Origin of the sequence: Xanthomonas sp. NCPPB 1067, from assembly GCF_020783795.1 — a bacterium.
Classification (GTDB): domain Bacteria; phylum Pseudomonadota; class Gammaproteobacteria; order Xanthomonadales; family Xanthomonadaceae; genus Xanthomonas; species Xanthomonas melonis.
Window position 1 is genome coordinate 13,382 of the sequence record NZ_JAJGQG010000029.1, and the last position, 20,872, is coordinate 34,253.

A 20,872-nucleotide genomic window follows, 5' to 3' on the forward strand; every position below is an offset into this window, starting at 1 on the left:
CCCAACCTCGCCGCTGCCTCTGCGGCACTACCCGAACAACGCCTGGCGGCATTGGCCGCTGCGCAGGAGTGAATCGATGTCGTCCCTGTTTGTCTCGCGTCTTGCCATGGCATTGGGCCTGAGCCTGTCCTGCATCGCGCACGCCGCGCCCGCCGACCACAGCGGCACACCCGAACAACGCGCCGCCGCCTTGGTGGCGCAGATGAGCCGCGAGGAAAAAGTGGCACAGGCCATGAACGATGCGCCGGCGATTCCACGCCTGGGTATCCCCGCCTACGAATGGTGGAGCGAAGGCCTGCACGGCATCGCCCGCAACGGCTATGCGACGGTGTTTCCGCAGGCGATCGGTCTGGCGGCAAGCTGGAACACCACGCTGATGCAGCAGGTGGGCACCGTCGTCTCCACCGAGGCGCGCGCCAAATTCAATCAGGCCGGTGGCCCCGGCAAGGACCACAAGCGCTACGCCGGGCTGACCATCTGGTCGCCCAACATCAACATCTTTCGCGACCCGCGCTGGGGCCGTGGCATGGAAACCTACGGCGAGGACCCCTTCCTCACCGGGCAACTCGCGGTCGGCTTCATCCGTGGCCTGCAAGGCGATGACCTCAACCATCCACGCACGATCGCCACGCCCAAGCACATCGCCGTGCACAGTGGCCCCGAGCCGGGCCGGCATGGTTTCGATGTGGATGTCTCGCCGCGCGATGTGGAAGCCACCTACACGCCGGCGTTCCGCGCCGCGCTGGTCGAGGGCCAGGCCGGCTCGGTGATGTGCGCCTACAACTCGCTGCACGGTACCCCGGCATGTGCGGCCGACTGGTTGCTCAATGGCCGCGTGCGCGGCGACTGGGGCTTCAAGGGTTTTGTGGTGTCCGACTGCGACGCGGTGGACGACATGACCCAGTTCCACTACTTCCGCCCCGACAACGCCGGTTCCTCGGCCGCTGCGCTCAAGGCCGGCCACGACCTCAATTGCGGGCATGCCTATCGCGAACTCGGTACGGCGATCGAACGCGGCGAAGTGGACGAAGCCCTGCTCGACCAATCGCTGGTGCGGTTGTTCGCCGCCCGCTACCGTCTGGGCGAACTGGAAGCGCCACGCAAGGACCCTTACGCGCGGCTGGGCGCCAAGGACATCGACACCCGCGCCAACCGGGCCTTGGCCCTGCAGGCCGCTGCCGAGTCGATCGTGCTGCTGAAGAACGCCAATGCCACGCTGCCGCTGAAGGCAGGCAAGCGGCTGGCGGTACTGGGCCCCAACGCCGATGCATTGGCCGCGCTGGAGGCCAACTACCAGGGTACCTCCGCGCAACCGGTGACTCCGTTGCTCGGTCTGCGCGAACGCTTCGGCGCACAGCAGGTGCGCTATGCACAGGGCGCGCCTCTGGCTGCCGGCGTGCCGGGCATGATTCCCGAGAGCGCGTTGCGCAGCGATGGCAAACCCGGCCTGCGTGGCGAGTATTTCGACAACGTCGACATGAGCGGCACCCCGGCGGTCGTGCGCCAGGACCGTACCGTGAGTTTCAACTGGGACCAGGTCAGCCCGGCCAAGGGCGTGCCGGCCGACCGCTACGCGGTGCGCTGGAGCGGCGAACTGTTGCCGCCCGGCGCCGGCGATTACACCCTGGCGGTGCGCGTGGCGCGCTGCTTCGACTGCGCCGGGCACGACCCGGTGCGTCTGTATATCGACGACAAGCTGGTGGTGGCCGGCAACGCCGAAGACAAGCACGTGCCGGCCGGCATGCACAACGCCGACGGCCGCAGCGTGGAAACCGTGCTGCATTTCGACGACACCCGCCCGCGCAAGATCCGTCTGGAAATGGAACACCGCGGCCAGGATCAGGGCGTGCGCCTGGAATGGCTGGCACCGGCCGCCGCACAACTGGCCGAAGCCGAACAGGCCGTGGCGCAATCCGATGCGGTGGTGGCCTTCGTCGGCCTGTCGCCGGATGTGGAAGGCGAGGAACTGCGCATCGACGTGCCCGGCTTCGACGGCGGCGACCGCAACGATATCGCTCTGCCCGCCCCGCAGCAGGCGCTGCTGGAACGCGCCAAGGCCTCTGGCAAGCCGCTGGTGGTGGTGTTGATGAGCGGCAGCGCGGTGGCCTTGAACTGGGCAAAACAACACGCCGATGCGATCGTGGCCGCGTGGTACCCAGGCCAGTCCGGCGGCACCGCGATCGCGCGCACGCTGGCCGGCGACGACAATCCCGGCGGTCGGCTGCCGGTGACGTTCTACCGCTCCACCAAGGACCTGCCGCCCTACGTCAGTTACGACATGAAGGGCCGCACCTACCGCTACTTCAGGGGCGAGCCGCTGTTCCCGTTCGGCTATGGTCTGAGCTACACCAGCTTTGGCTACGACGCGCCGCGCCTGTCCGCGACCACCCTGCAGGCCGGCAGCTCGTTGAAGGTCACCACGACCGTGCGCAACACCGGCACGCGGGCTGGCGATGAAGTGGCACAGGTCTACCTGCAGTACCCGCAGCGCCCGCAATCGCCGTTGCGCAGCCTGGTCGGTTTCCAACGCGTACACCTCAAACCGGGCGAGCAGCGCGAGCTGACCTTCACCCTGGATGCGCGCGCACTGAGCGATGTGGATCGCGCCGGGCAGCGCGCGGTGGAGGCCGGCGATTACACGCTGTTTGTAGGCGGCGGGCAGCCGGACACCGGTGCGGCAGGCAACACGGCAGCGTTCTCGATCTCGGGGCGTTCGCCGCTGCCGAAGTAAGTGCCGCGTCGAGGTCGCGCGCAGTCGCCGGCCATGCCGGCGCAGGTCGGCAACAGGCGTAAGGGTTTCGGTGAAGTGTCGCTCACGCACCACGTCTGCTGGAGGCAGCGTGGTGCATGCCTTCGACCACCGCAGTCGGCGCGCTGATCGGGGCCGGCGATACGTGCTGCAGAACGGTCGGAGCGAGTGCTGACGGGTGCGGACTGGTGCGCGGTCAGCACGCAGGTGCGCAGCGCGCGGCCCAGCTCGCAGCCATGCCGCCGCAGCAGCCCGCAGACGGCAACGGATTGTGCGGGCGCACTATGCATCTCCGGCGCACACGTTGTATGGTCGTCGGGAATTGGTCATGCATAGGTCTCATCGCAGCGGCTGCCACATGGCGGCCGCCAGCGCCAGGGATGTGGATCGTGCGGATCGCAGGTCGAACCATGGAGTCTTGAGGTCATGCATACCCGCCGCGACATCCTTCAGCTGCTCGGCGCCAGCGCCGGTGCCGGCTTGCTGGCCAGCGCCCTGCCCGCGTTCGCGGCTGCGCCTGCTGCACCTGCCTCCGCCGCCGGCGCATTCGTCAGCAAGCGCCCGCCGAAGGCGCAGCGCCGCTTCGTCAGCACCGCGGTCGAGCAGCAGATCGCGCAGATCAAGGCGCGTATCGCCGACCCCGAACTGGCCTGGCTGTTCGAGAACTGCTACCCGAACACCCTGGACACCACGGTGGAAACCGGCATCCGCAACGGCAAGCCGGACACCTTCGTCATCACCGGCGACATCCATGCGATGTGGCTGCGCGACTCTTCCGCGCAGGTGCACCCCTACGTGCCGCTGGCCAGGCGCGACCCCGCCTTGCGGCGCATGTTCCATGGCCTGATCCAGCGCCAGGCCGCGTGCATCACGCTGGACCCGTATGCCAACGCGTTCCTGCCCGATGGCCAGACCCAGCGCCTGAAGTGGTCGCTCAACGACATCACCGAGATGAAGCCCGGCGTGGGCGAGCGCAAGTGGGAAGTGGATTCGCTGTGCTATCCGATCCGTATCGCGCATGAATACTGGCGTGCCACCGGTGATGCCGCGCCATTCGACGACGACTGGCGCACGGCGATGCACGTGGTGGTGCGTACCTTCCGCGAGCAGCAGCGCAAGGACAATCGCGGCCCGTACGTATTCCAGCGGCCTTCGCCGCTGGCCACCGAAACACTGGTGCTGGAAGGCTACGGCCAGCCGACCAGACCCAACGGCATGATCCACTCGATGTTCCGCCCCTCCGACGATGCCTGCGTGTATCCGCTGTTCGTTCCGGCCAACCTGTTCGCAGTGACCTCGCTACGCCAGCTGGCCACGATGAGCACGGCCTTGCATCGTGACACTGCCTTCGCCGAAGAGTGCACCGCGCTGGCCGATGAAGTGGAAACCGCCACGCGCCAGTTCGGCCAGCAACGCGACAGCGACGGGCAAGCCTATTGGGCCTTCGAAGTGGACGGCTTCGGCAACCAGCTGTTCATCGATGACGCCAACGCGCCCGGCCTGCTCAGCCTGGCCTACCTGGGCTGTTGCGATCGCAGCGACCCGGTGTTCCTGCGCACGCGTCAACTGGCCTGGAGCGAGCGCAACCCGTATTTCTCGCGCGGCAGCGCTGCCGAGGGCGTGGGCAGCCCGCACAGCGGCATGGGCACCATCTGGCCGATGTCCATCATCCAGTACGCGCTGGTCAGCGACGACGACGCACAACTGCGCCAATGCCTGCAGTGGCTCAAGACCACCCACGCCGGCACCGGCTTCATGCACGAGGCCTTCCACAAGGACGATCCCGGCACCTTCACCCGCGACTGGTTCGCCTGGGCCAACACCTTGTTCGGCGAGCTGATCATCGACCTGCATCAGCGCAAACCCCAGCTGCTGCGCAGCGCCTGATCCATGCGCAGCGCCTGATCCCAGCCCTTCTCCCGTATGCGGGAGAAGGTGCCCGAAGGGCGGATGAGGGCGCTCCCGCACTGGACCATGATTTCCGAGAGCAAACACACATGGCAACACGACGCGGTTTTCTCCAAGGCGCCATCGCCGCAGCATTGTTCGGAAGCGTGGGCCTGCCCGGCCTGGCCCGCGCGCGCGCCGGCAACTATGCACTGCCCGCCGATGCGCGCACCCGCGCCGATCTTACCCGGCATGTGGATGTGTTCATCGGTACCGGCGGCCATGGCCACACCTTCCCCGGTGCCACGCTGCCGTTCGGCATGGTGCAGCTGAGCCCGGATACCTATAACGCAGTGTGGGATGCGTGCTCGGGCTATCACGAATCCGATGGCTCGATCATGGGCTTCTCGCACACGCACCTGTCCGGCACCGGCATCGGCGACATGCTGGACTTCCTGCTGGTGCCCGCCACCGGCGAGGTCAAACTGGTGCCAGGCCCGCTGGACAACCCGGATGCGGGCTACCGCTCGCGCTTCGACCATGCCGACGAAGCCGCATCGCCCGGCTACTACCGTGTGCGGCTGAAGGACAGTGGCGTGCATGCCGAGCTCACCGCCACCGCGCGCGCCGGCCTGCACCGCTATCACTTCCCCAAGGGCAAGCCGGCACACGTGCTGCTGGACCTGTGCCATGGCATGCAGGACAAACCCGGCATCCCCACGCGCGTGAGCGATGCGCAACTGCGCGTGGTCGACGCGCAGACCCTCACCGGCGGACGCCGCGTCCATCAATGGGCGAAGGGGCGTTACCTCTATTTCGCCCTGCGGCTGTCGCGGCCGTTCGCCAGCGTGCAGTTGTACGACGAAGACCAGCCACTGCCCGCCGGCACCCACAGCCGCGACGGCACCCATCTCAAGGCCGCACTGCACTTCGCCGATGCGGCCGATGCGCCGTTGCTGATCAAGGTCGGCATCTCGGCCGTCAGCGCCGACAATGCATTGGCCAATCTCGATGCGGAACTGCCGGACTTCGACTTCGCACGCGTGCATGCGCAGGCAGTGGCGGCGTGGGAAAAGGAACTGGGCCGCGTGCGCATCGACAGCGACGACGACGCGCAACGGCGCATTTTCTACACTGGCCTGTATCACAGCCTGCTGGCGCCCACGCTGTTCTCGGACGTTGACAACCGCTACCGCGGCATGGACCTGCAGATCCACACCGCACCCAAGGGCTACCACAACTACAGTACCTATTCGCTGTGGGACACCTATCGCGCGGCGCATCCGCTGCTTACCCTGGTGCAACCCGAACGCGTGCCGGACCTGATGCAATGCCTGGTGCGCGGGGCCAACGAATGCCCGGACGGCGTGGGCATCTGGCCGCTGCAGGGCGTGGAAACCGGCTGCATGATCGGCTACCACTCGGCCGTGGTGCTGGCCGAGGCGCATGCCAAGGGCTTTACCGGCATCGACTACGCCGCGGCATGGCCGGCGTATCGCAAACGCGCCATGCACGACACCACCCATGGCCTGGAGTATTACCGCACGCTCGGCTACATCCCCGCCGACAAGGTGGACGAAGCGGTCAGCCGCACCCTGGAGTACGCCTACGACGACTGGGCCTGCGCGCACCTGGCGCAGGCGGCCGGTGCCAGCGCAGATGCGCGCGCACTGCGCGAGCGCTCGCGCAATTACCGTCATCTGTTCAATCGCGACAGTGGTTTCGTGCAGCCACGGCTGGAAAACGGGAACTGGGCTGCTCCGTTCGATCCGCGCGGCATGGGCCACGGCAAGCGCTGGCGCGATTTCACCGAGTCCAATGCCTGGCAGGCCACCTTCCTCAATCAGCACGATCTGTACGGTTACATGGACTTGTATGGCGGCCGCGATGGCTTCGTGGCCAAACTGGACGAGTTGTTTTCCACCAGCTCCGAACTGCCCGCCGATGCGCCACCGGACATCGACGGCATGGTGGGCCAATACGCGCACGGCAACGAGCCCAGCCACCATGTGGCGTATCTGTTCGCCTATGCGGGCCAGCCGTACAAGAGCCAGGCGATGGTGCGCCGCCTGCTGCGCGAGCAATACCACGATGCGCGCAACGGCCTGTCAGGCAACGAAGACTGTGGGCAGATGAGCGCGTGGTTCGTGCTCAGCGCATTGGGGCTTTACGCAGTGGATCCGGTCAGCGGCAACTGGATCGTGGGCAGCCCGTTGTTCAAGCGCGCAGAGCTCGACGTCGGCAACGGCCGCACGCTGCGCATCGTGGCCAAGGACAACAACGCGCAGAACGTCTATGTGCAGTCGCTGGCGTTCAACGGAACACCGTTGACCCGTGCCTGGCTGCGCCACGCGGAACTGGCCGCAGGCGGTACGCTGGAATTGGCCATGGGCCCCAAGCCCAACCCGGCCTTCGGCGCCACCGAGCAGGATCTGCCACCGTCGTTTGCGTGATGGCGCGCGCTTGCCGCAGATGGCAAGCGCGCTCCTGCTTCCGGCCGCAGGAGTGCTACCCTCCCTTCCCCCGCATGCAAGGAGCCTTTCTCCATCGTTCTCCCGCACGCGCGTCTGCGCCTACGCGGCAGGCCTGCCGCACCGTTTCGATCAGAGGCCAGCCCTCGACTCTTTCGCATGCGAGCGATCACGCCCGAGTACGGATGAGTGCCTGACGCAGTGATTCCCCCCTCGCCCTCCCCATCACCGAGATCGCCCATGTTGCGCAACACCCTTGCACCGTTGGTCCTGGCACTCGCACTTGCACTTCCCGCCGCTGCCGCCACTCCCGATTCCTGGCCCACCTTCGGCACGCAGGGCACGCAGTTCGTGCGCGACGGCAAGCCTTATCAGATCCTGTCCGGTGCCATCCACTTCCAGCGCATCCCGCGCGCCTACTGGAAGGATCGCCTGCAGAAGGCGCGCGCACTCGGCTTGAACACCATCGAAACCTATGTGTTCTGGAATCTGGTCGAACCGCAGCAGGGGAAGTTCGATTTTTCCGCCAACAACGACGTCGCCGCCTTCGTGCGCGAAGCCGCCGCGCAGGGCTTCAACGTGATCCTGCGCCCTGGCCCGTACGTTTGTGCCGAATGGGAGGCCGGCGGCTATCCTGCCTGGCTGTTCGGCAAGGACAATATCCGCGTGCGCAGCCGCGACCCGCGCTTTCTGGCCGCCAGCCAGGCGTATCTGGATGCGGTAGCCCAGCAGGTGCGCCCGCTGCTCAATCACAACGGCGGGCCGATCATCGCCGTACAGGTGGAAAACGAATACGGCTCCTACGACGACGACCACGCCTACATGGCCGACAACCGCGCCATGTACGTCAAGGCCGGCTTCGACAAGGCCTTGCTGTTCACGTCCGATGGCGCGGACATGCTGGCCAACGGCACCTTGCCCGACACCCTGGCAGTGGTGAATTTCGCGCCGGGTGAAGCCAAGAGCGCGTTCGAGAAACTCATCAAGTTCCGTCCCGAGCAGCCGCGCATGGTGGGCGAGTACTGGGCTGGCTGGTTCGATCATTGGGGCAAGGCGCATGCCGATACCGATGCCAGGCAACAGACCGAAGAGCTGGAATGGATCCTGCGCCAGGGCTATTCGGCCAACCTGTACATGTTCGTCGGCGGCACCAGCTTCGGCTTCATGAATGGCGCCAACTTCCAGGGCAACCCCAGCGACCATTACGCCCCGCAGACCACCAGCTACGACTACAACGCCATGCTGGACGAAGCCGGCCAGCCCACCCCCAAGTTCGCGATGATGCGCGATGCCATCGCCCGCGTCACCGGCGTGCAGCCGCCTGCGTTGCCCGCGCCGATCGCGATGACGGCATTGCCACGGACCCCGCTGCGCGAATCGGCGTCGCTATGGGACAACCTGCCCGCACCGATCGCCATCGACACCCCCAAGCCGATGGAGCACTTCGGCCAGGATTACGGCTACATCCTCTACCGCACCACCATCACCGGCCCGCGCAAGGGCGCGCTGTACCTGGGCGATGTCCGCGACGTGGCGCGGGTGTATGTCGACCGGAAGCCGGCAGGTAGCGTCGAACGCCGGCTGCAGCAGGTCTCCACCACGGTGGACATCCCGGCCGGCGAACATACGCTGGATGTGCTGGTCGAGAACAGCGGCCGCGTCAACTACGGCACCCGCATGGCCGATGGCCGCGCCGGCCTCACCGACCCGGTCCTGCTGGACAACCAGCCGCTCACCGGCTGGCAGGCGTTCCCGTTGCCGATGCGTTCGCCCGACAGCATCCGCGGCTGGACCCGCAAGGCCGTCGATGGCCCGGCGTTCCATCGCGGCACCCTGAAGGTCGGCACGCCCACCGACACCTTCCTGGACATGCGCGCCTTCGGCAAGGGCATCGCCTGGGCCAACGGCGTCAACCTGGGCCGCCACTGGAACATCGGCGCGCAGCGCGGGCTGTACTTCCCCGCACCGTTCCAGCGCAAGGGCGACAACACGGTGGTGGTGTTCGATCTGGATACCGTGGCCGCGCCCAGCCTGGCCGGCGTCAAGCAACAGGTGTGGATCAAGCCGGCGGAGTGAGCGCGCAGTAGATTCCGTGCCGGCGCCCCTGGCCGCCGGCACCCTGCGCTCGTTGCACCAAGCCACACACGCGACATCGATGCAGCGGCATGCCACACGTCCGGGACCGCGCCGCGCCCTTCAGAGAGCGTGGCCGCTGCCGCTATCAGGACATCCGGTGCTGCCGCACCGTCCGCTACCGCCGAGGTATCGGGCGGAGCGGATTCCAGGCAAGATCACCGGCTGACTCCGTTACGGATGCGCTTGCTTGCGACGTAGACGGCTCGATTGCTGGTTCCAGGAGCGTTGCATGTCCTCGTCCACCGTTACGCAAGAATCCGTTTCCGCCGATGCGGAGCACACCCAGCACGCCTTCGCCGAACAGGTCCACGGCAAGCCGATGGACAGCACCGAGGCGGCGCACAGGATGGCCTTCCTGTGCCAGACCGAATCGGCGAAGAAGCCGCAGACGCTGCTGCCGCCGCAGGTGCGTGACGACACCGCGGCCTGAGCACACCGAAGACGCGAACCACTGACGAGCGCCAGTTGCGATCGTCAGTGGCCGGCCAGCGTGCTCACTTGAACGCGTTGAGTACCGCGAGCAGGCTGGTCAGGTCATCGGCCACGCCAGTTTGCGCCACCTTTTCGGTCGCACCGGCAGCCGCAGTGGTCTCCACGCTATAGATCTGCATCACGCCATGGTTGGCCGCGGCCTGCGCCAGGGTGTTTTGCTGTTGCTGCGCCGCGACGGCGTTCTGAAACAGGATGCCGGTCGAATGGGCCAGGCTCTGGTAGATCGAACCCAGCGCTATCGCAGGCGCTTCGCCCACGACCTTGACGTTGGACTGGGTGACGGCATCGGTGACCTGTTCATTGACTGCAGTTGGGAAGGCCATGTTCGGCTCCTGAGTGGACGGAATGCACGGCATGACGCGCGCTGGCCGCCAACGGCATGTTCGTGGCGTCGCACGACTCGGACCAGGCGGCAGCGCACTGCGGTGCCCTTCCGATAGCGGCATCCAGGCCTACCGCTGAATCCGCGCCATGCAACTTCGCAATGCACGTCGCAACACCGATGTGCCCAGGTAGCCAGCAGGAGCGGCCAGCACAGCGACTGCGCAGCCACCAGACGGCGCGGCCGGAGCTCGGAATCGGCATGTACCACTCGTACACTGACGACTGCTCGCTACGTTCTTCCAGCCGTTCTGAATCCACACCGCACTGGAGCTCGATGTTTCCCATGCGCTTGCTGACCTACCTTATCGCCAGTCTTGCTGCCTGCGGCGTCCAGGCACGCCCTGCCGTGTCGACGGCGTCGCCGATCGTACTCAGCGAATTCATCGCCGACCCCGCCCCCACGCCGCAGGCGCACGCCTCCACCCTGCTGGAAACCCGCGATGGGCAGCTGCTGGCGGCCTGGTTCGGCGGTACGCGCGAAGGTGCGCCCGATGTCGGTATCTGGCTTGCGCGACGTGGCCCGCAGCAGTGGCAGACCCCACAGCGCATTGCCGATGGCGCGCATGCCGGCAGGCAAGGGGCCGATGTACCGGCGTGGAATCCGGTGCTGTTTCAATCGGCCAGCGGGCCGGTACAGCTGTACTACAAGCTCGGCCCCAACCCACGGCAGTGGTGGGGGCTACATCTCACCTCGCTCGACAACGGCGCGAGCTGGTCGGCACCGCAACGATTACCCGACGGCATTCTTGGGCCGATCAAGAACAGGCCGCTGCAGTTACCAAGCGGACGCATTCTGGCACCCAGCAGCAGCGAAGACCGCGGCTGGCGCGCGCATCTGGAATGGAGCGACGACGACGGCGCGCACTGGCAGCGCGGCATGCCGCTCAACGACCCGGGCGTGATCGGCGCCATCCAGCCCAGCCTGTTGCTGCATGCCGACGGCCGCGTGCAGGCCTTGGGGCGCAGCCAGCAGAACCGGCTCTTCAGCACCTTCTCCGATGATGGCGGTCTGCACTGGCAACCGATGCAACTGCTCGATGTGCACAACCCCAATTCCGGTACCGACGCGGTGATGCTGCGCGACGGCCGCGCCTTGCTGGTCTACAACCCCGCCATCGCCGGCAAGGACTGGTGGGAGGGGCGTGGCACGCTGGCCGTTGCCGTCTCCGACGACGGCACCCATTGGCAACGCGTGCTGACGCTGGAAGACAGCGAAAAAGACGAGTTTTCCTATCCTGCGGTGATCCAGACCCGCGATGGCCTGGTGCACATCAGCTACACCTGGAAGCGCCAGCGCATCAAACACGTGGTACTCGACCCGAGGCTGCTTGCGGGCCGAGGCGCCCGCTGACAATCGGTCATCGCGAGGCGATGTTGCTGCGCCGGGTCGATCACGCGCTTTTTGCGCCAACGCTGTCCCGGCGGCACCGCGGCACCATCTCGCGCCTCGATGGTGCCGCGGTGCAACGAGCCCGCCGCGCTCGATCACACACCCTTCTCCCGCCTGCGGGAGAAGGTGCCCGAAGGGCGGATGAGGGCCGCGCCGCACCGGGCGCAAGACAGCACCCCGGAACGCTCATCCCCCTGCGGCAGCCGACGCACCCAACACGTCCACGATCCTGCGCACCCGCTGCACGTCGGTGCGCTGGTAATCGCCGCCCAGGTCGCTGATGTAGGCATGCGGCGCGGGCACCTGCGCAGCCACCGGCCCTCGTGCGGAGGCGTGGAATTCGCAGGCACCGGTGCCGGCGCGCAAGGCGGCGACATTGTGCTCGGAGACACCGGCCCCCGGCATGATGCCGATGCGGCCGGCGGCCTGCTGCACCAGCGCGGCGATGACGTCCACGCCCTCGATGGCGCTGGCGCGCGCACCGGAGGTCAGCACGCGTTCGCAGCCCAGCGCGATCGCATCTTCCAGCGCGCGCGCAGGCTCGGCACTGACGTCGATCGCACGATGGAAGGTCACGCCCAGCGGGCCAGCCGCCTCGATCAGCACGCGCATCGTGTCCATGTCGACCTGTCCATGGCGATCCAGCGCACCCAGCACCACGCCATCGCAGCCCAGCGCAACGCACTGCTGCACATCGCGGCGCATCGCCTCCACTTCGTCGGCACTGAACACGAAGTCGCCCACGCGCGGGCGGATCAGCACATACAGCGGAATCCGCAAGCGCGCGCGTACCACCGCCAGCGTGCCGAACGAGGGCGTCAGCCCGCCACCATCCAACCCGCCGCACAGCTCCACCCGCATCGCCCCGCCGTCCTGCGCGGCCACTGCCGATGCCACCGAATCGGCGGCGACCTCCAACCCCACGCCACTCATGCGGCCGGCTCCTGCGTGTAGTGGCTCTCGCCCGGCACCAGCAGATCCTGCCGCTGCGCATCGCACACCGCGTAGCTGAAGCCCTTCTGGATCGCGAACGCACCCACCTCGCCACGCTTGTTCATCGCCAGGAAGCCGACCTGCAGCGTGCGCGTCAGCTCCGGCTTGCGTCGGATCAGCCGCATCACCACTTCGCGGCAGGCCTGCGCCGGCGACTTGCCCTGGCGCATCATTTCCACCACCGCGAAGCTGCCGACATTGCGGATCACCTCTTCGCCCACACCGGTCGAGGTCGCGCCGCCCACCTCATTGTCCACGTACAGGCCGGCACCGATGATCGGACTGTCGCCCACCCGCCCGTGCATCTTCCACGCCATGCCGCTGGTGGTGCACGCGCCGGACAGATTGCCGTGCGCATCCAGCGCAATCATGCCGATGGTGTCGTGGTTGTCCTTGCCGCCGGGCAGCTTGGCATCGCGCCAGGCGCGGTTTTCCACGTTGGCCTCGGGCGCGTACTTCGAGGTCTTCAACCATTGCTTCCATGCCGCTTCCGAACTCGGTGTCAGCAGGTTGGTCTGCGGAAAGCCCTGCGCGAGCGCGAACTGCCGCGCGCCATCGCCCACCAGCATCACGTGCGGGGTCTTTTCCATCACCGCACGCGCCACTGAGATGGCATGCACCACATCTTCCAGCGACGCCACCGCACCGCAGTTGCCCAGGTGATCCATGATGCAGGCATCCAGCGTCACCCGCCCGTCTCGATCCGGATATCCGCCCAGGCCGACGGTGGGATTGTTCGGGTCGGCCTCGGGCACGCGCACGCCGGCCTCCACTGCATCCAGCGCCATGCCACCGCTATCGAGAATCTTCCAGGCCTCCTGATTGGCGGCCACGCCGAAATCCCAGGTGGAAATCACCCGCGCAGCGCCCTTGGGCAGCGCCGCAGGGCGTGCTGCCGTCGTGCCCGCCGCTGCGGCCTGCGCACGCGCGCCCCACCCGGCCAGGCCGGAAGCGATGGCGCCCAGTGTGGCGCTCTTGAGGAAGTGACGACGTTGGATCATCCAGGCGAACTCCGTAACGGAAACAGATGCCGCGCACTGCGCCGCAGCCTCCCATCATGCGGCAGCAACGCCCGCGGATAAACCGCATTACCCCGCGCCTCGATGCGGATTGAGGCATAACGCCCGCGGGCATGATGCGCATCGCCGCGCCTCCTTTCGCAAGGTCGCAGCTTCGGACAGCGGCTGTTGCTGCGGACAGCCTGCACGGACGTCGACGCGAGGCAGGTCAGTGGACTCGGGCACGCGGATGTCGGCGATGGCTGAGCTGCGCACGCGCTGCTGCGTCGATGGCATGTGCCAAGACCTGCCCGCCGATACAGAAGGAAGGCGTCAGGCAAACGAACGACAGCACACCCGGTCCACCGTGTGCAATCGCCAGCTGCCAATGAACAAGCGATCTGATCCGTCGACGACACGCCCGCGCGCGGCCCTCAGGACATTACTTGCGCCGATGAAGGGTTCTGCACCAGTCCGACGCCCCGGCGCGGGCTCGCCACGCACTTCAACCCACCAGCGCGGCTGCACCCGCCGCGCGTCGCCGAGCCGGATCCGCAAACGCAGCGGACACGGCCAAGCCACTGCCGCTGACGGTCATTGAGCGCCACGGCAGCGCTTCGAAAAAAAACTGCATCCGTTTAACCCCGTTTGCCGCCCTGGTCCGTTTCACCTGCAGAGGCGCAGTGCACGGCGACCTCGGGCTGCCCGGTTGTTCACCCATTCGTTCTCGCCACGCAAAGGATTCCCATGCCACGTCACAGCCTACTCGCGCTCGCCTTGCTGCTGAGCGCCTGCTCGCACGAGCCCACCTCACCCGTCGTTGGCGGCCCGCCCGCATCGCCCGACGCAGTGGCGCCGTCACCTTCCACCGACGAGATCGCATACGCGCCTATTGACCTGCCCATGCCGCCTCCGCCGGTCGCGTACACGCCCGCCCCCCCAGCTCCACCCGTGCACGCGCGGCCCGCACCGATGCCTGACGGCACGCTTGCGCGGCAAGCGCCTGCTGCGGCGCTGATGGCACTCCCCGAAAGCCACAGCATGGTCATGCCGGCGCCAGCGGTCGCCCCGGTCGAGAACCGCGAAATCTACCAGACCCTCAGCGACAACCCGATCGTGCAGGCCGCGGAAAACCCGGTGTCCACCTTCAGCATCGATGTCGATACCGGCAGCTACAGCAACGTGCGGCGCTATCTCACCAGTGGCAGCCTGCCGCCGGTGGATGCGGTGCGCGTGGAAGAGATGATCAACTACTTCCGCTACGACGACCCCGCGCCCCGCGATGGCCAGCCCTTCGCGGTGCGCACCGAACTGGCTCCCGCGCCCTGGAACGGCAAGCACCTGCTGCTGCGCATCGGCGTCAATGGACGCGATGTCCCGACCACTGCGCTGCCGGCCGCCAATCTGGTGTTCCTGGTCGATGTCTCCGGATCGATGGACGCGCCCGACAAGCTGCCGTTGCTGCAATCCTCGCTCAAACTGTTGACGCGCCAGCTGCGCGCGCAGGACCGCATCACGCTAGTTACCTACGCAGGCAGCACCGCGGTCGTGTTGCCGCCCACGCCGGGCGACCAGCAGGCACGCATCGTCGAAGCCATCGACAGCCTGCAATCCGGTGGTGGCACCGCCGGTGCCAGCGGCATCGAGCTGGCCTACCGCGCCGCACAGCAGAGCTACATGCGCGGCGGCATCAACCGCATCCTGCTGGCCACCGATGGCGACTTCAATGTCGGCGTCACCGACTTCGATGCGCTCAAGGGCATGGTCGCCGAAAAGCGGCGTTCCGGCGTGGCGCTGTCCACGCTGGGCTTTGGCACCGGCAACTACAACGACACGCTGATGGAGCAGTTGGCCGATGCCGGCAACGGTGCCTACGCCTATATCGACTCGCCACTGGAAGCACGCAAGGTACTGACCCACGAACTGGGCGCCACGCTGGAGACCATCGCGCGCGACGTCAAGATCCAGGTCGAGTTCAACCCGGCAACGGTGCAGGAGTACCGGCTGATCGGCTACGAGAATCGTGCCCTGCGCCGCGAAGACTTCAACAACGACCAGGTCGATGCCGGCGACATCGGTGCCGGCCACAGCGTGACCGCGCTGTATGAAATCACCCCGGTCACCAGCACCGCCTCGGTCGATCCGCTGCGCTACGCCGCCAACCTGCTGCGTCCGGCGGGCAACGCAGACAACGAACTTGCCCACCTCAAGCTGCGCTATAAATTGCCCAGCGCGCACCGCAGCAGCCTGATCGACACCATCATCCGCCGCGACCAGCAGGTGGCATTGGATGCCTCCAGCGAGGCCTTCCGGTTCTCTGCGGCCGTGGCCGGTTTCGGCCAGCGCCTGCGCGGTGGCAGCCAGCTACACGGCTGGGACTTCCCGCAGGTGCGCGCCCTGGCCGCAGGCAGTATCGGCAAGGATCGGTATGGGTATCGCGCCGACTTCCTGCGCATGGTGCAGCAGGCCGAAGCACTCGGCAGCCGGCCGGTCGCAACCACGGACTGATGCACGCGGCGGTTGCCTATACTGCGCGCATGCATCCAGCCGATCTTGCGCCGCTGCCCGACGAGGAGCTCATGCTCCTCGTCGCCAATGGTTTTGTCGAACAACCGGCCACCGAGTTGTTCAAACGCCATAACCGCGCCCTGTTCAACTTCCTGGCCTGGCAGTGCGAAGGCAATCTGAGCGAGGCCGAAGACCTCGCGCAGAAAACCTGGGTCAAGCTGATGACCCGCTGCAGCGACTATCGTCCCGGGCAGGCCGCCTTCACCAGTTTCCTGTTCCAGATCGCGCGCAATGCCTGGCTCGACACGCGGCGCAGCGCCTACGTCGCCACCTCGATGCCGCTGGAAGATCCCCATCTACAGCTGCCCGACGATGACCTGTCCACCGAGCAACTGGCCATGCTGGGACAGCAGCAACAGCGCGTGCGCGCAGCCGTCATGGCCCTGCCTGATGCGCAACGCGAAGTGGTGGTCTTGCGCTTCTTCGTCGGGATGGCAGTGGAAGACATCGCGCAGGTGGTGGGCGACGGCTTCGAGACGGTCAAGAGCCGACTGCGCTACGCCTTCGCCAAACTGCGCCTGAGCCTGGACGCGGTGCAATGAACGCGGCCTTCGAACGCTTCCTCGCTGGCGACGACGGCCTGGCTGCACTGTTGCAGGCCCAGCCGGGCTATCTGCCGCCTGCGCGCATGGATGCCTGGTTTGCACAGGCCGCGCAGCAGGCCGAGCGCGCACGCAACACCGCTACGCAAGACGCCGCACAACGCGAACCACTCGCGTCGATGGACGCGCAAGTTGCCGCATTGGCTGCGCAATCCGATCAAACGCAGACCGCGCCGCCAGCAGAAGGCGCGCGCGAGGCAGCCACGCAAGAAACCGCGCAATTCGAACCGCCATCATCGATGGCGGCGGTGTTTGCTGCTGCAGCCGCGCAGGCCGACCTGTCCCAGGCCGCACGGCGCGCCGCCATCCAGGGGCGCCTTCGTGCGGGCGAGGATGCGGCGCAGGCACTGGGCGCACCCGTGCAGGACGCGACGCGTGCATGGCTGCAGCAGCTTCCGCCGTCCGCCGGCAGCGACTCCACCGATGGCGATGCACGGTATCGGCACGGCGGCGCTGAAGCGGCTGCGTCGGCCGATGACAGCCAGCCAGCTGCGCATGCTGCGAGCGCGCAGGTATCCGGTCCTGCAGCGGGCGATTCCACGCAGAGCGTGGCCCAGGCCATGGCAACGGCCGAAGTGACGACCAACGCAACAACGCCCGTCGCTGTGGCAGCAGCCGATGCGCTGCATGCGGCGAAACCGGCGGTGCGGCGCGCGCGCCGGCAACGCTGGATGCCGGCGCTGGCGCTGGCCGCATCGGTTACCCTGGCCGTGGGTGTCGGGCTGCACTGGCAGGCCACCGCACCGCTGACCGCGCCCCCCATGGAGGCGGCACGCGTCGCCGTCCATGAGCCTGCAGACCAGACCAATGAACCGCAGGCGGCGCCGGTGGCGGCAAGCCCGGCCGGGTCTGGCTCTGCATCTGCATTCGAAGACGGCTTGGTCGCAGAACGCTCGCCGGTGCCACCACCATTGGCATCCATGCCACCACCCGTATCGGCAAAGCCCTCAGCCGCATTCGCCGCTCCCCCGAGTCCAGCGCCGTCTGCCCCGCCTGCTCCACCGGCACCGCCCGCGCCGGTTGCAGCCTTACCGGAACCGATGGCTGCTGCACCGGCCCCACCGCTGCCTGCAGCCCCGATGGCAGCGATTGCCAACGGCAGCGCGCAGCAGACCACGCAAGAGCGGCCGAACGCAGCGGCGCCCGCCTCGGCACATCTGCCCGGCGCACCCCTGCCGGCAATCGACACCCAGCAGCGATCACTCGCCGAAGCCGGCAAGTCGCCACCCTCCATCCAGGCTGACAGTGCCACCCCAGCCGCTCAGTCTTCCGGACTGCTACCGCGCATTCCGCCGAAAACGGCTCCACTGACAGCCCCTGCGGCGCAGCGACGGCCGGCAGACCACACTGCAGCAATGCTGGGCGAAGCAACAGCGGCGCCGGCAGCGGCGTCACAACCGATATCGGCCAGCCGGCTTGCGACATCCGACACCGCGCGGCAGCGCGCTGCGTCTGCCGCGGCAGCGCAGGTGCTGCCACTGTCGAGCACTCCAGGCGAATGGATCGATCGCCATCTGCGCGCGGGCCATCGCGCGCCGGCCAGGCTGCGTCTCGAAGCCGCCACACCGGATGCACCTGACGTCAGGCGTTGGGCGGACCAGCTGCGTACCGCCTGCCGCGATCGCGGTTGGTCCACGCAGATCGAGATCGCGTCCAATGCGCAGCTACCGGATGATCGCCTGCGCATCGAGGTGCAGGTCGCCCCGAGCACCGATTGAGCCCGGCGCCTGTAGCTGGGTTTCAGACGCCAGCCCGGCAGGCACAGGCCTCGATGCTCGCCAGCAGTGTGCAACGACCAGTAACAGCAGAGACGTCACCAACTGCCCGCCTTCGCTGCACCGATCAGCCTTCGGCCACCTCACCGTTCTCGCCAGCCTCACCGTCCTCGCGCAACAGGCTGCTCAGCACGTGGTCGCGCCATATGCCATTCAATTGCAGATAACGCCGTGCGCGGCCTTCGATCTGGAAGCCCAGCCGCGCCAGGACCTGCGCGCTGCGCACGTTCTCCGGCACGTACTGCGCCATCACCCGGTGCAGGCCCAAGGGACCGAACACGAACGCGATGCCCTGCCTGGCGGCCCACTGCATCAGGCCGCGCCCCTGATGGGACGCATCCAGGCCGTAACCGAGATGGCAGGCCTGAAACGCACCGCGCTGGATCTGGGTAAACCCCACCGTGCCGATCACCTGCTGCGCCGCGACCAGCACCAACTGGAGTTCGCGTTCGCCTGGCACGGAATTGCGATAGGCGATGCATAGCCGCCGCCAGCCTTCTGCGGTGTAGAACGCCTCCGGCCGCAGCGGCATTGCATCGGCCAGATGCGCACGATTGCGCGCGTGATACTCGGCGACCGCGGCAGGGTCGACGCTGGCAAGGTCGCAGAGCAGCACACCGTCGGCATGCCGCCGCGGCAGAAACGCCGGCAAGCTCATTGCCTGCCTCCATCACCGCGTTGTTGCGCATAGCCGCCTGCGTGAGACACGGCTAAAGCAGAAACCGGGTCAGCCGTCCTCAGGCGGCGTCGGCCGCTGCAAGCGCCTGCGCCACCTGCCACTCGATGGCATCCAGATTCGGCAGCAGTGCACTCTGCTCGCCCAGCAGCACGCGCATGTGCACGCCGTCCGGCAGCGCGTCTTCCGAAGCGTCCGCCAGCAAGCCGTCGCGCGGCACCGAAATCAGTTGCGGGAACGAAGCCGTCAGCAGGGCGAAGTACGGCAGTGCGGGATTGCCGCCCAGCGCCTTCAGCACGATCACCTTGTTGTTCAGCGCCGCAGGCTCGTCGCCCAGGCCGCTGAGGCGCGCGAACGACAGCAGCGGCACTTTCCAGCCGTACCAGTCGATGCGCCCCACCACCCAGCGCGGCATGTCCGGCAGCGCTTCGACCGCCACGCGCGACATCACCTCGGCCACCGTGGCGTTGGGCAGCAGCACCCGCTCGTTGCCCGCCTGAATCAGGACGCCGCGGATTTCGTCGTTATTGGCGTAGCTCATCGCACTATTCCGGTCTGAGAGGGAGCGCCCGGCTTACGCCGGCCAACGCTGTGCCAGCGCCTGCGCCAACTGCGCAGGATCGGCGATCAAGATGCCCTGGCGCGCCAGACGGGCGGCAGCGGCAGGGTCATAGCAGCCATCGGCGGACTGACCAGCCAGCCAGGCGCCCTGCCCAGCCAACGCCAGTGCGGCGTCCACCAATGCCTCGTTGGCGCCGCTGAGCATCAGCACGGCGCTATCGGCGGGCGGCAGCGCGGCGATCAGCCCGGCGGGATCGATCTGCGCCACGAAGGCCAGCCCGCCTTCATGGCGTTGCACACCCACACCGTCGCCCAGCACGTAGACCTTGGCCGGCGCAACCAGCTGCCCGGCTTCGCCCAGTTCGACCGGCAACGCGGACACGCGGCCCATCTGTCGCACCAGGTTGCCGTACTGGCCACCATCGAGGGTCATGCGCACCAGCACGGCGCGCGGAAACTCCGGCGGCAACGCGGCCAACAGCCGACGGATCGCATCCGGCCCACCGATGCCGGCCATCACCAGCACCGCACCGGTCGGCTCGCCGTTCTGCTCCAGCTCCACCAGCGACAATCCGCCCGTGGACAGCGCGGCGACGTCCAGCTCGGCACGCGGGCGTGCCACCACGGTGACCTCATCGACCAGGCCCCAGGTACTGGAATCGCCCAGGGTCGGCGCTGCGGTTTGCTCGGCGGGCCTGGCGGCATGGGCGAACAAGGCATCGCCCGGCACGCTTTCGAAGGCATGCGCAGCCGCTTCCAGGTGTTGGTCCAGTTGCAGGTCCGAATGCTGCTGCGGTTCCAGCGCCAGGCCCGGCTCGGGCTGCAGCGACGGCTCGCTTTCGGTGCCCGGCGGCAGCACGTCGGCATGCCCGTGCAGCTTGGCGGCCAGGTGGCGCACCCAGCGCTGCGCTTCCCAGCCTTCGCGACGCACGGTGAGCTCGGCTTCGTCGAAGATCACCGTCACCCCGGGCAGGTTGAAGGCCGGCTCCAGGGCTTCGAGCGCGTCTTCGATGGCCGGTTCCAGCGCCACCAGCACCGCCACCGGTTCGGCATCGCGCAAGGTCTGCACGTCCACCGCCGACGGGTCGTCTTCCAGCACGACCTGGGCGCCGGCCGAGGCCAGCGCCTCGCGCAGACGCTCGCGCGCCTGACCGGGCCGGCCCAGCAAGGCCACCGGAGTTCCCATTGCG

The 20,872-nt window shown here is 67.4% G+C and carries 15 protein-coding genes; 9 read left to right on the forward strand and 6 right to left on the reverse strand.

Going from position 1 to position 20,872, the window contains the following annotated elements; all coding sequences use genetic code 11:
- The first annotated feature begins 76 nt into the window (after nucleotides 1-76).
- The 5 genes from LL962_RS17510 to LL962_RS17530 all read left to right on the forward strand — a co-directional run bounded on the left by LL962_RS17510 (nucleotide 77) and on the right by LL962_RS17530 (nucleotide 9,673).
- Nucleotides 77-2,731, forward strand: a complete 2,655-nt coding sequence (locus tag LL962_RS17510) for a glycoside hydrolase family 3 C-terminal domain-containing protein (RefSeq protein ID WP_228317821.1) — start codon at nucleotides 77-79, stop codon at nucleotides 2,729-2,731.
- Between the two features lie 444 nt (nucleotides 2,732-3,175).
- Nucleotides 3,176-4,636 carry a glycoside hydrolase family 125 protein gene (locus LL962_RS17515; RefSeq protein ID WP_228317822.1) on the forward strand — a complete coding sequence of 487 codons (1,461 nt, stop codon included), beginning with the start codon at nucleotides 3,176-3,178 and terminating at the stop codon, nucleotides 4,634-4,636.
- A 110-nt stretch (nucleotides 4,637-4,746) separates the two neighbouring features.
- Nucleotides 4,747-7,089: a GH92 family glycosyl hydrolase gene (locus LL962_RS17520; RefSeq protein WP_228317823.1), complete on the forward strand. Its 2,343-nt coding sequence runs from the start codon at nucleotides 4,747-4,749 to the stop codon at nucleotides 7,087-7,089.
- A gap of 258 nt (nucleotides 7,090-7,347) precedes the next feature.
- Nucleotides 7,348-9,183 (forward strand): glycoside hydrolase family 35 protein, encoded by a 1,836-nt coding sequence (locus LL962_RS17525; protein WP_228317824.1) that lies wholly within the window; start codon nucleotides 7,348-7,350, stop codon nucleotides 9,181-9,183.
- 289 nt (nucleotides 9,184-9,472) lie between these two features.
- Nucleotides 9,473-9,673 carry a hypothetical protein gene (locus LL962_RS17530; protein ID WP_104586545.1) on the forward strand — a complete coding sequence of 67 codons (201 nt, stop codon included), beginning with the start codon at nucleotides 9,473-9,475 and terminating at the stop codon, nucleotides 9,671-9,673.
- Between the two features lie 64 nt (nucleotides 9,674-9,737).
- Here the strand turns inward: LL962_RS17530 and LL962_RS17535 are convergent, their stop codons facing one another.
- Nucleotides 9,738-10,058: a RebB family R body protein gene (locus LL962_RS17535; protein WP_228317825.1), complete on the reverse strand. Its 321-nt coding sequence runs from the start codon at nucleotides 10,056-10,058 to the stop codon at nucleotides 9,738-9,740.
- Between the two features lie 335 nt (nucleotides 10,059-10,393).
- Here LL962_RS17535 and LL962_RS17540 point away from each other — a divergent pair, with 335 nt between their 5' ends.
- Nucleotides 10,394-11,470 carry a sialidase family protein gene (locus LL962_RS17540; protein WP_228317826.1) on the forward strand — a complete coding sequence of 359 codons (1,077 nt, stop codon included), beginning with the start codon at nucleotides 10,394-10,396 and terminating at the stop codon, nucleotides 11,468-11,470.
- Between the two features lie 225 nt (nucleotides 11,471-11,695).
- Here LL962_RS17540 and LL962_RS17545 read toward each other — a convergent pair whose 3' ends face one another.
- Nucleotides 11,696-12,442: a copper homeostasis protein CutC gene (locus LL962_RS17545; RefSeq protein WP_228317827.1), complete on the reverse strand. Its 747-nt coding sequence runs from the start codon at nucleotides 12,440-12,442 to the stop codon at nucleotides 11,696-11,698.
- Complete coding sequence (locus tag LL962_RS17550) at nucleotides 12,439-13,503, reverse strand: N(4)-(beta-N-acetylglucosaminyl)-L-asparaginase (protein ID WP_228317828.1); 1,065 nt, start codon at nucleotides 13,501-13,503, stop codon at nucleotides 12,439-12,441. The genes LL962_RS17545 and LL962_RS17550 overlap by 4 nt, the downstream gene beginning before the upstream one ends.
- A 900-nt stretch (nucleotides 13,504-14,403) precedes the next feature.
- On the opposite strand from LL962_RS17550, the gene LL962_RS17555 reads away from it, so the two are divergent.
- From LL962_RS17555 to LL962_RS17565, 3 genes are read left to right on the forward strand one after another with little or no spacing between them, the layout of a single operon-like run.
- Complete coding sequence (locus LL962_RS17555; RefSeq protein WP_441004883.1) at nucleotides 14,404-16,008, forward strand: vWA domain-containing protein; 1,605 nt, start codon at nucleotides 14,404-14,406, stop codon at nucleotides 16,006-16,008.
- A gap of 29 nt (nucleotides 16,009-16,037) precedes the next feature.
- Complete coding sequence (locus LL962_RS17560) at nucleotides 16,038-16,610, forward strand: sigma-70 family RNA polymerase sigma factor (RefSeq protein WP_228317841.1); 573 nt, start codon at nucleotides 16,038-16,040, stop codon at nucleotides 16,608-16,610.
- On the forward strand, nucleotides 16,607-18,388 hold the full coding sequence (locus tag LL962_RS17565; RefSeq protein ID WP_228317830.1) for a hypothetical protein: 1,782 nt from the start codon (nucleotides 16,607-16,609) through the stop codon (nucleotides 18,386-18,388). The genes LL962_RS17560 and LL962_RS17565 overlap by 4 nt, the downstream gene beginning before the upstream one ends.
- A gap of 124 nt (nucleotides 18,389-18,512) precedes the next feature.
- Here the strand turns inward: LL962_RS17565 and LL962_RS17570 are convergent, their stop codons facing one another.
- The 3 genes from LL962_RS17570 to LL962_RS17580 form a co-directional block, all read right to left on the reverse strand.
- On the reverse strand, nucleotides 18,513-19,103 hold the full coding sequence (locus tag LL962_RS17570; protein ID WP_228317831.1) for a GNAT family N-acetyltransferase: 591 nt from the start codon (nucleotides 19,101-19,103) through the stop codon (nucleotides 18,513-18,515).
- Nucleotides 19,104-19,182: 79 nt separating this feature from the next.
- Nucleotides 19,183-19,662, reverse strand: a complete 480-nt coding sequence (locus LL962_RS17575) for a chemotaxis protein CheW (protein WP_104586553.1) — start codon at nucleotides 19,660-19,662, stop codon at nucleotides 19,183-19,185.
- Nucleotides 19,663-19,695: 33 nt separating this feature from the next.
- Nucleotides 19,696-20,868 (reverse strand): chemotaxis protein CheB, encoded by a 1,173-nt coding sequence (locus tag LL962_RS17580; RefSeq protein WP_228317842.1) that lies wholly within the window; start codon nucleotides 20,866-20,868, stop codon nucleotides 19,696-19,698.
- Between the last annotated feature and the right edge of the window lie 4 nt (nucleotides 20,869-20,872).

Coding starts and splice junctions, on each gene's coding strand:
- LL962_RS17510 (WP_228317821.1), top strand. CDS start 77: ATGTCGTCCCTGTTTGTCTCGCGTCTTGCCATGGCATTGGGCCTGAGC.
- LL962_RS17515 (WP_228317822.1), top strand. CDS start 3,176: ATGCATACCCGCCGCGACATCCTTCAGCTGCTCGGCGCCAGCGCCGGT.
- LL962_RS17520 (WP_228317823.1), top strand. CDS start 4,747: ATGGCAACACGACGCGGTTTTCTCCAAGGCGCCATCGCCGCAGCATTG.
- LL962_RS17525 (WP_228317824.1), top strand. CDS start 7,348: ATGTTGCGCAACACCCTTGCACCGTTGGTCCTGGCACTCGCACTTGCA.
- LL962_RS17530 (WP_104586545.1), top strand. CDS start 9,473: ATGTCCTCGTCCACCGTTACGCAAGAATCCGTTTCCGCCGATGCGGAG.
- LL962_RS17535 (WP_228317825.1), bottom strand. CDS start 10,058: ATGGCCTTCCCAACTGCAGTCAATGAACAGGTCACCGATGCCGTCACC.
- LL962_RS17540 (WP_228317826.1), top strand. CDS start 10,394: ATGTTTCCCATGCGCTTGCTGACCTACCTTATCGCCAGTCTTGCTGCC.
- LL962_RS17545 (WP_228317827.1), bottom strand. CDS start 12,442: ATGAGTGGCGTGGGGTTGGAGGTCGCCGCCGATTCGGTGGCATCGGCA.
- LL962_RS17550 (WP_228317828.1), bottom strand. CDS start 13,503: ATGATCCAACGTCGTCACTTCCTCAAGAGCGCCACACTGGGCGCCATC.
- LL962_RS17555 (WP_441004883.1), top strand. CDS start 14,404: ATGCCGCCTCCGCCGGTCGCGTACACGCCCGCCCCCCCAGCTCCACCC.
- LL962_RS17560 (WP_228317841.1), top strand. CDS start 16,038: ATGCATCCAGCCGATCTTGCGCCGCTGCCCGACGAGGAGCTCATGCTC.
- LL962_RS17565 (WP_228317830.1), top strand. CDS start 16,607: ATGAACGCGGCCTTCGAACGCTTCCTCGCTGGCGACGACGGCCTGGCT.
- LL962_RS17570 (WP_228317831.1), bottom strand. CDS start 19,103: ATGAGCTTGCCGGCGTTTCTGCCGCGGCGGCATGCCGACGGTGTGCTG.
- LL962_RS17575 (WP_104586553.1), bottom strand. CDS start 19,662: ATGAGCTACGCCAATAACGACGAAATCCGCGGCGTCCTGATTCAGGCG.
- LL962_RS17580 (WP_228317842.1), bottom strand. CDS start 20,868: ATGGGAACTCCGGTGGCCTTGCTGGGCCGGCCCGGTCAGGCGCGCGAG.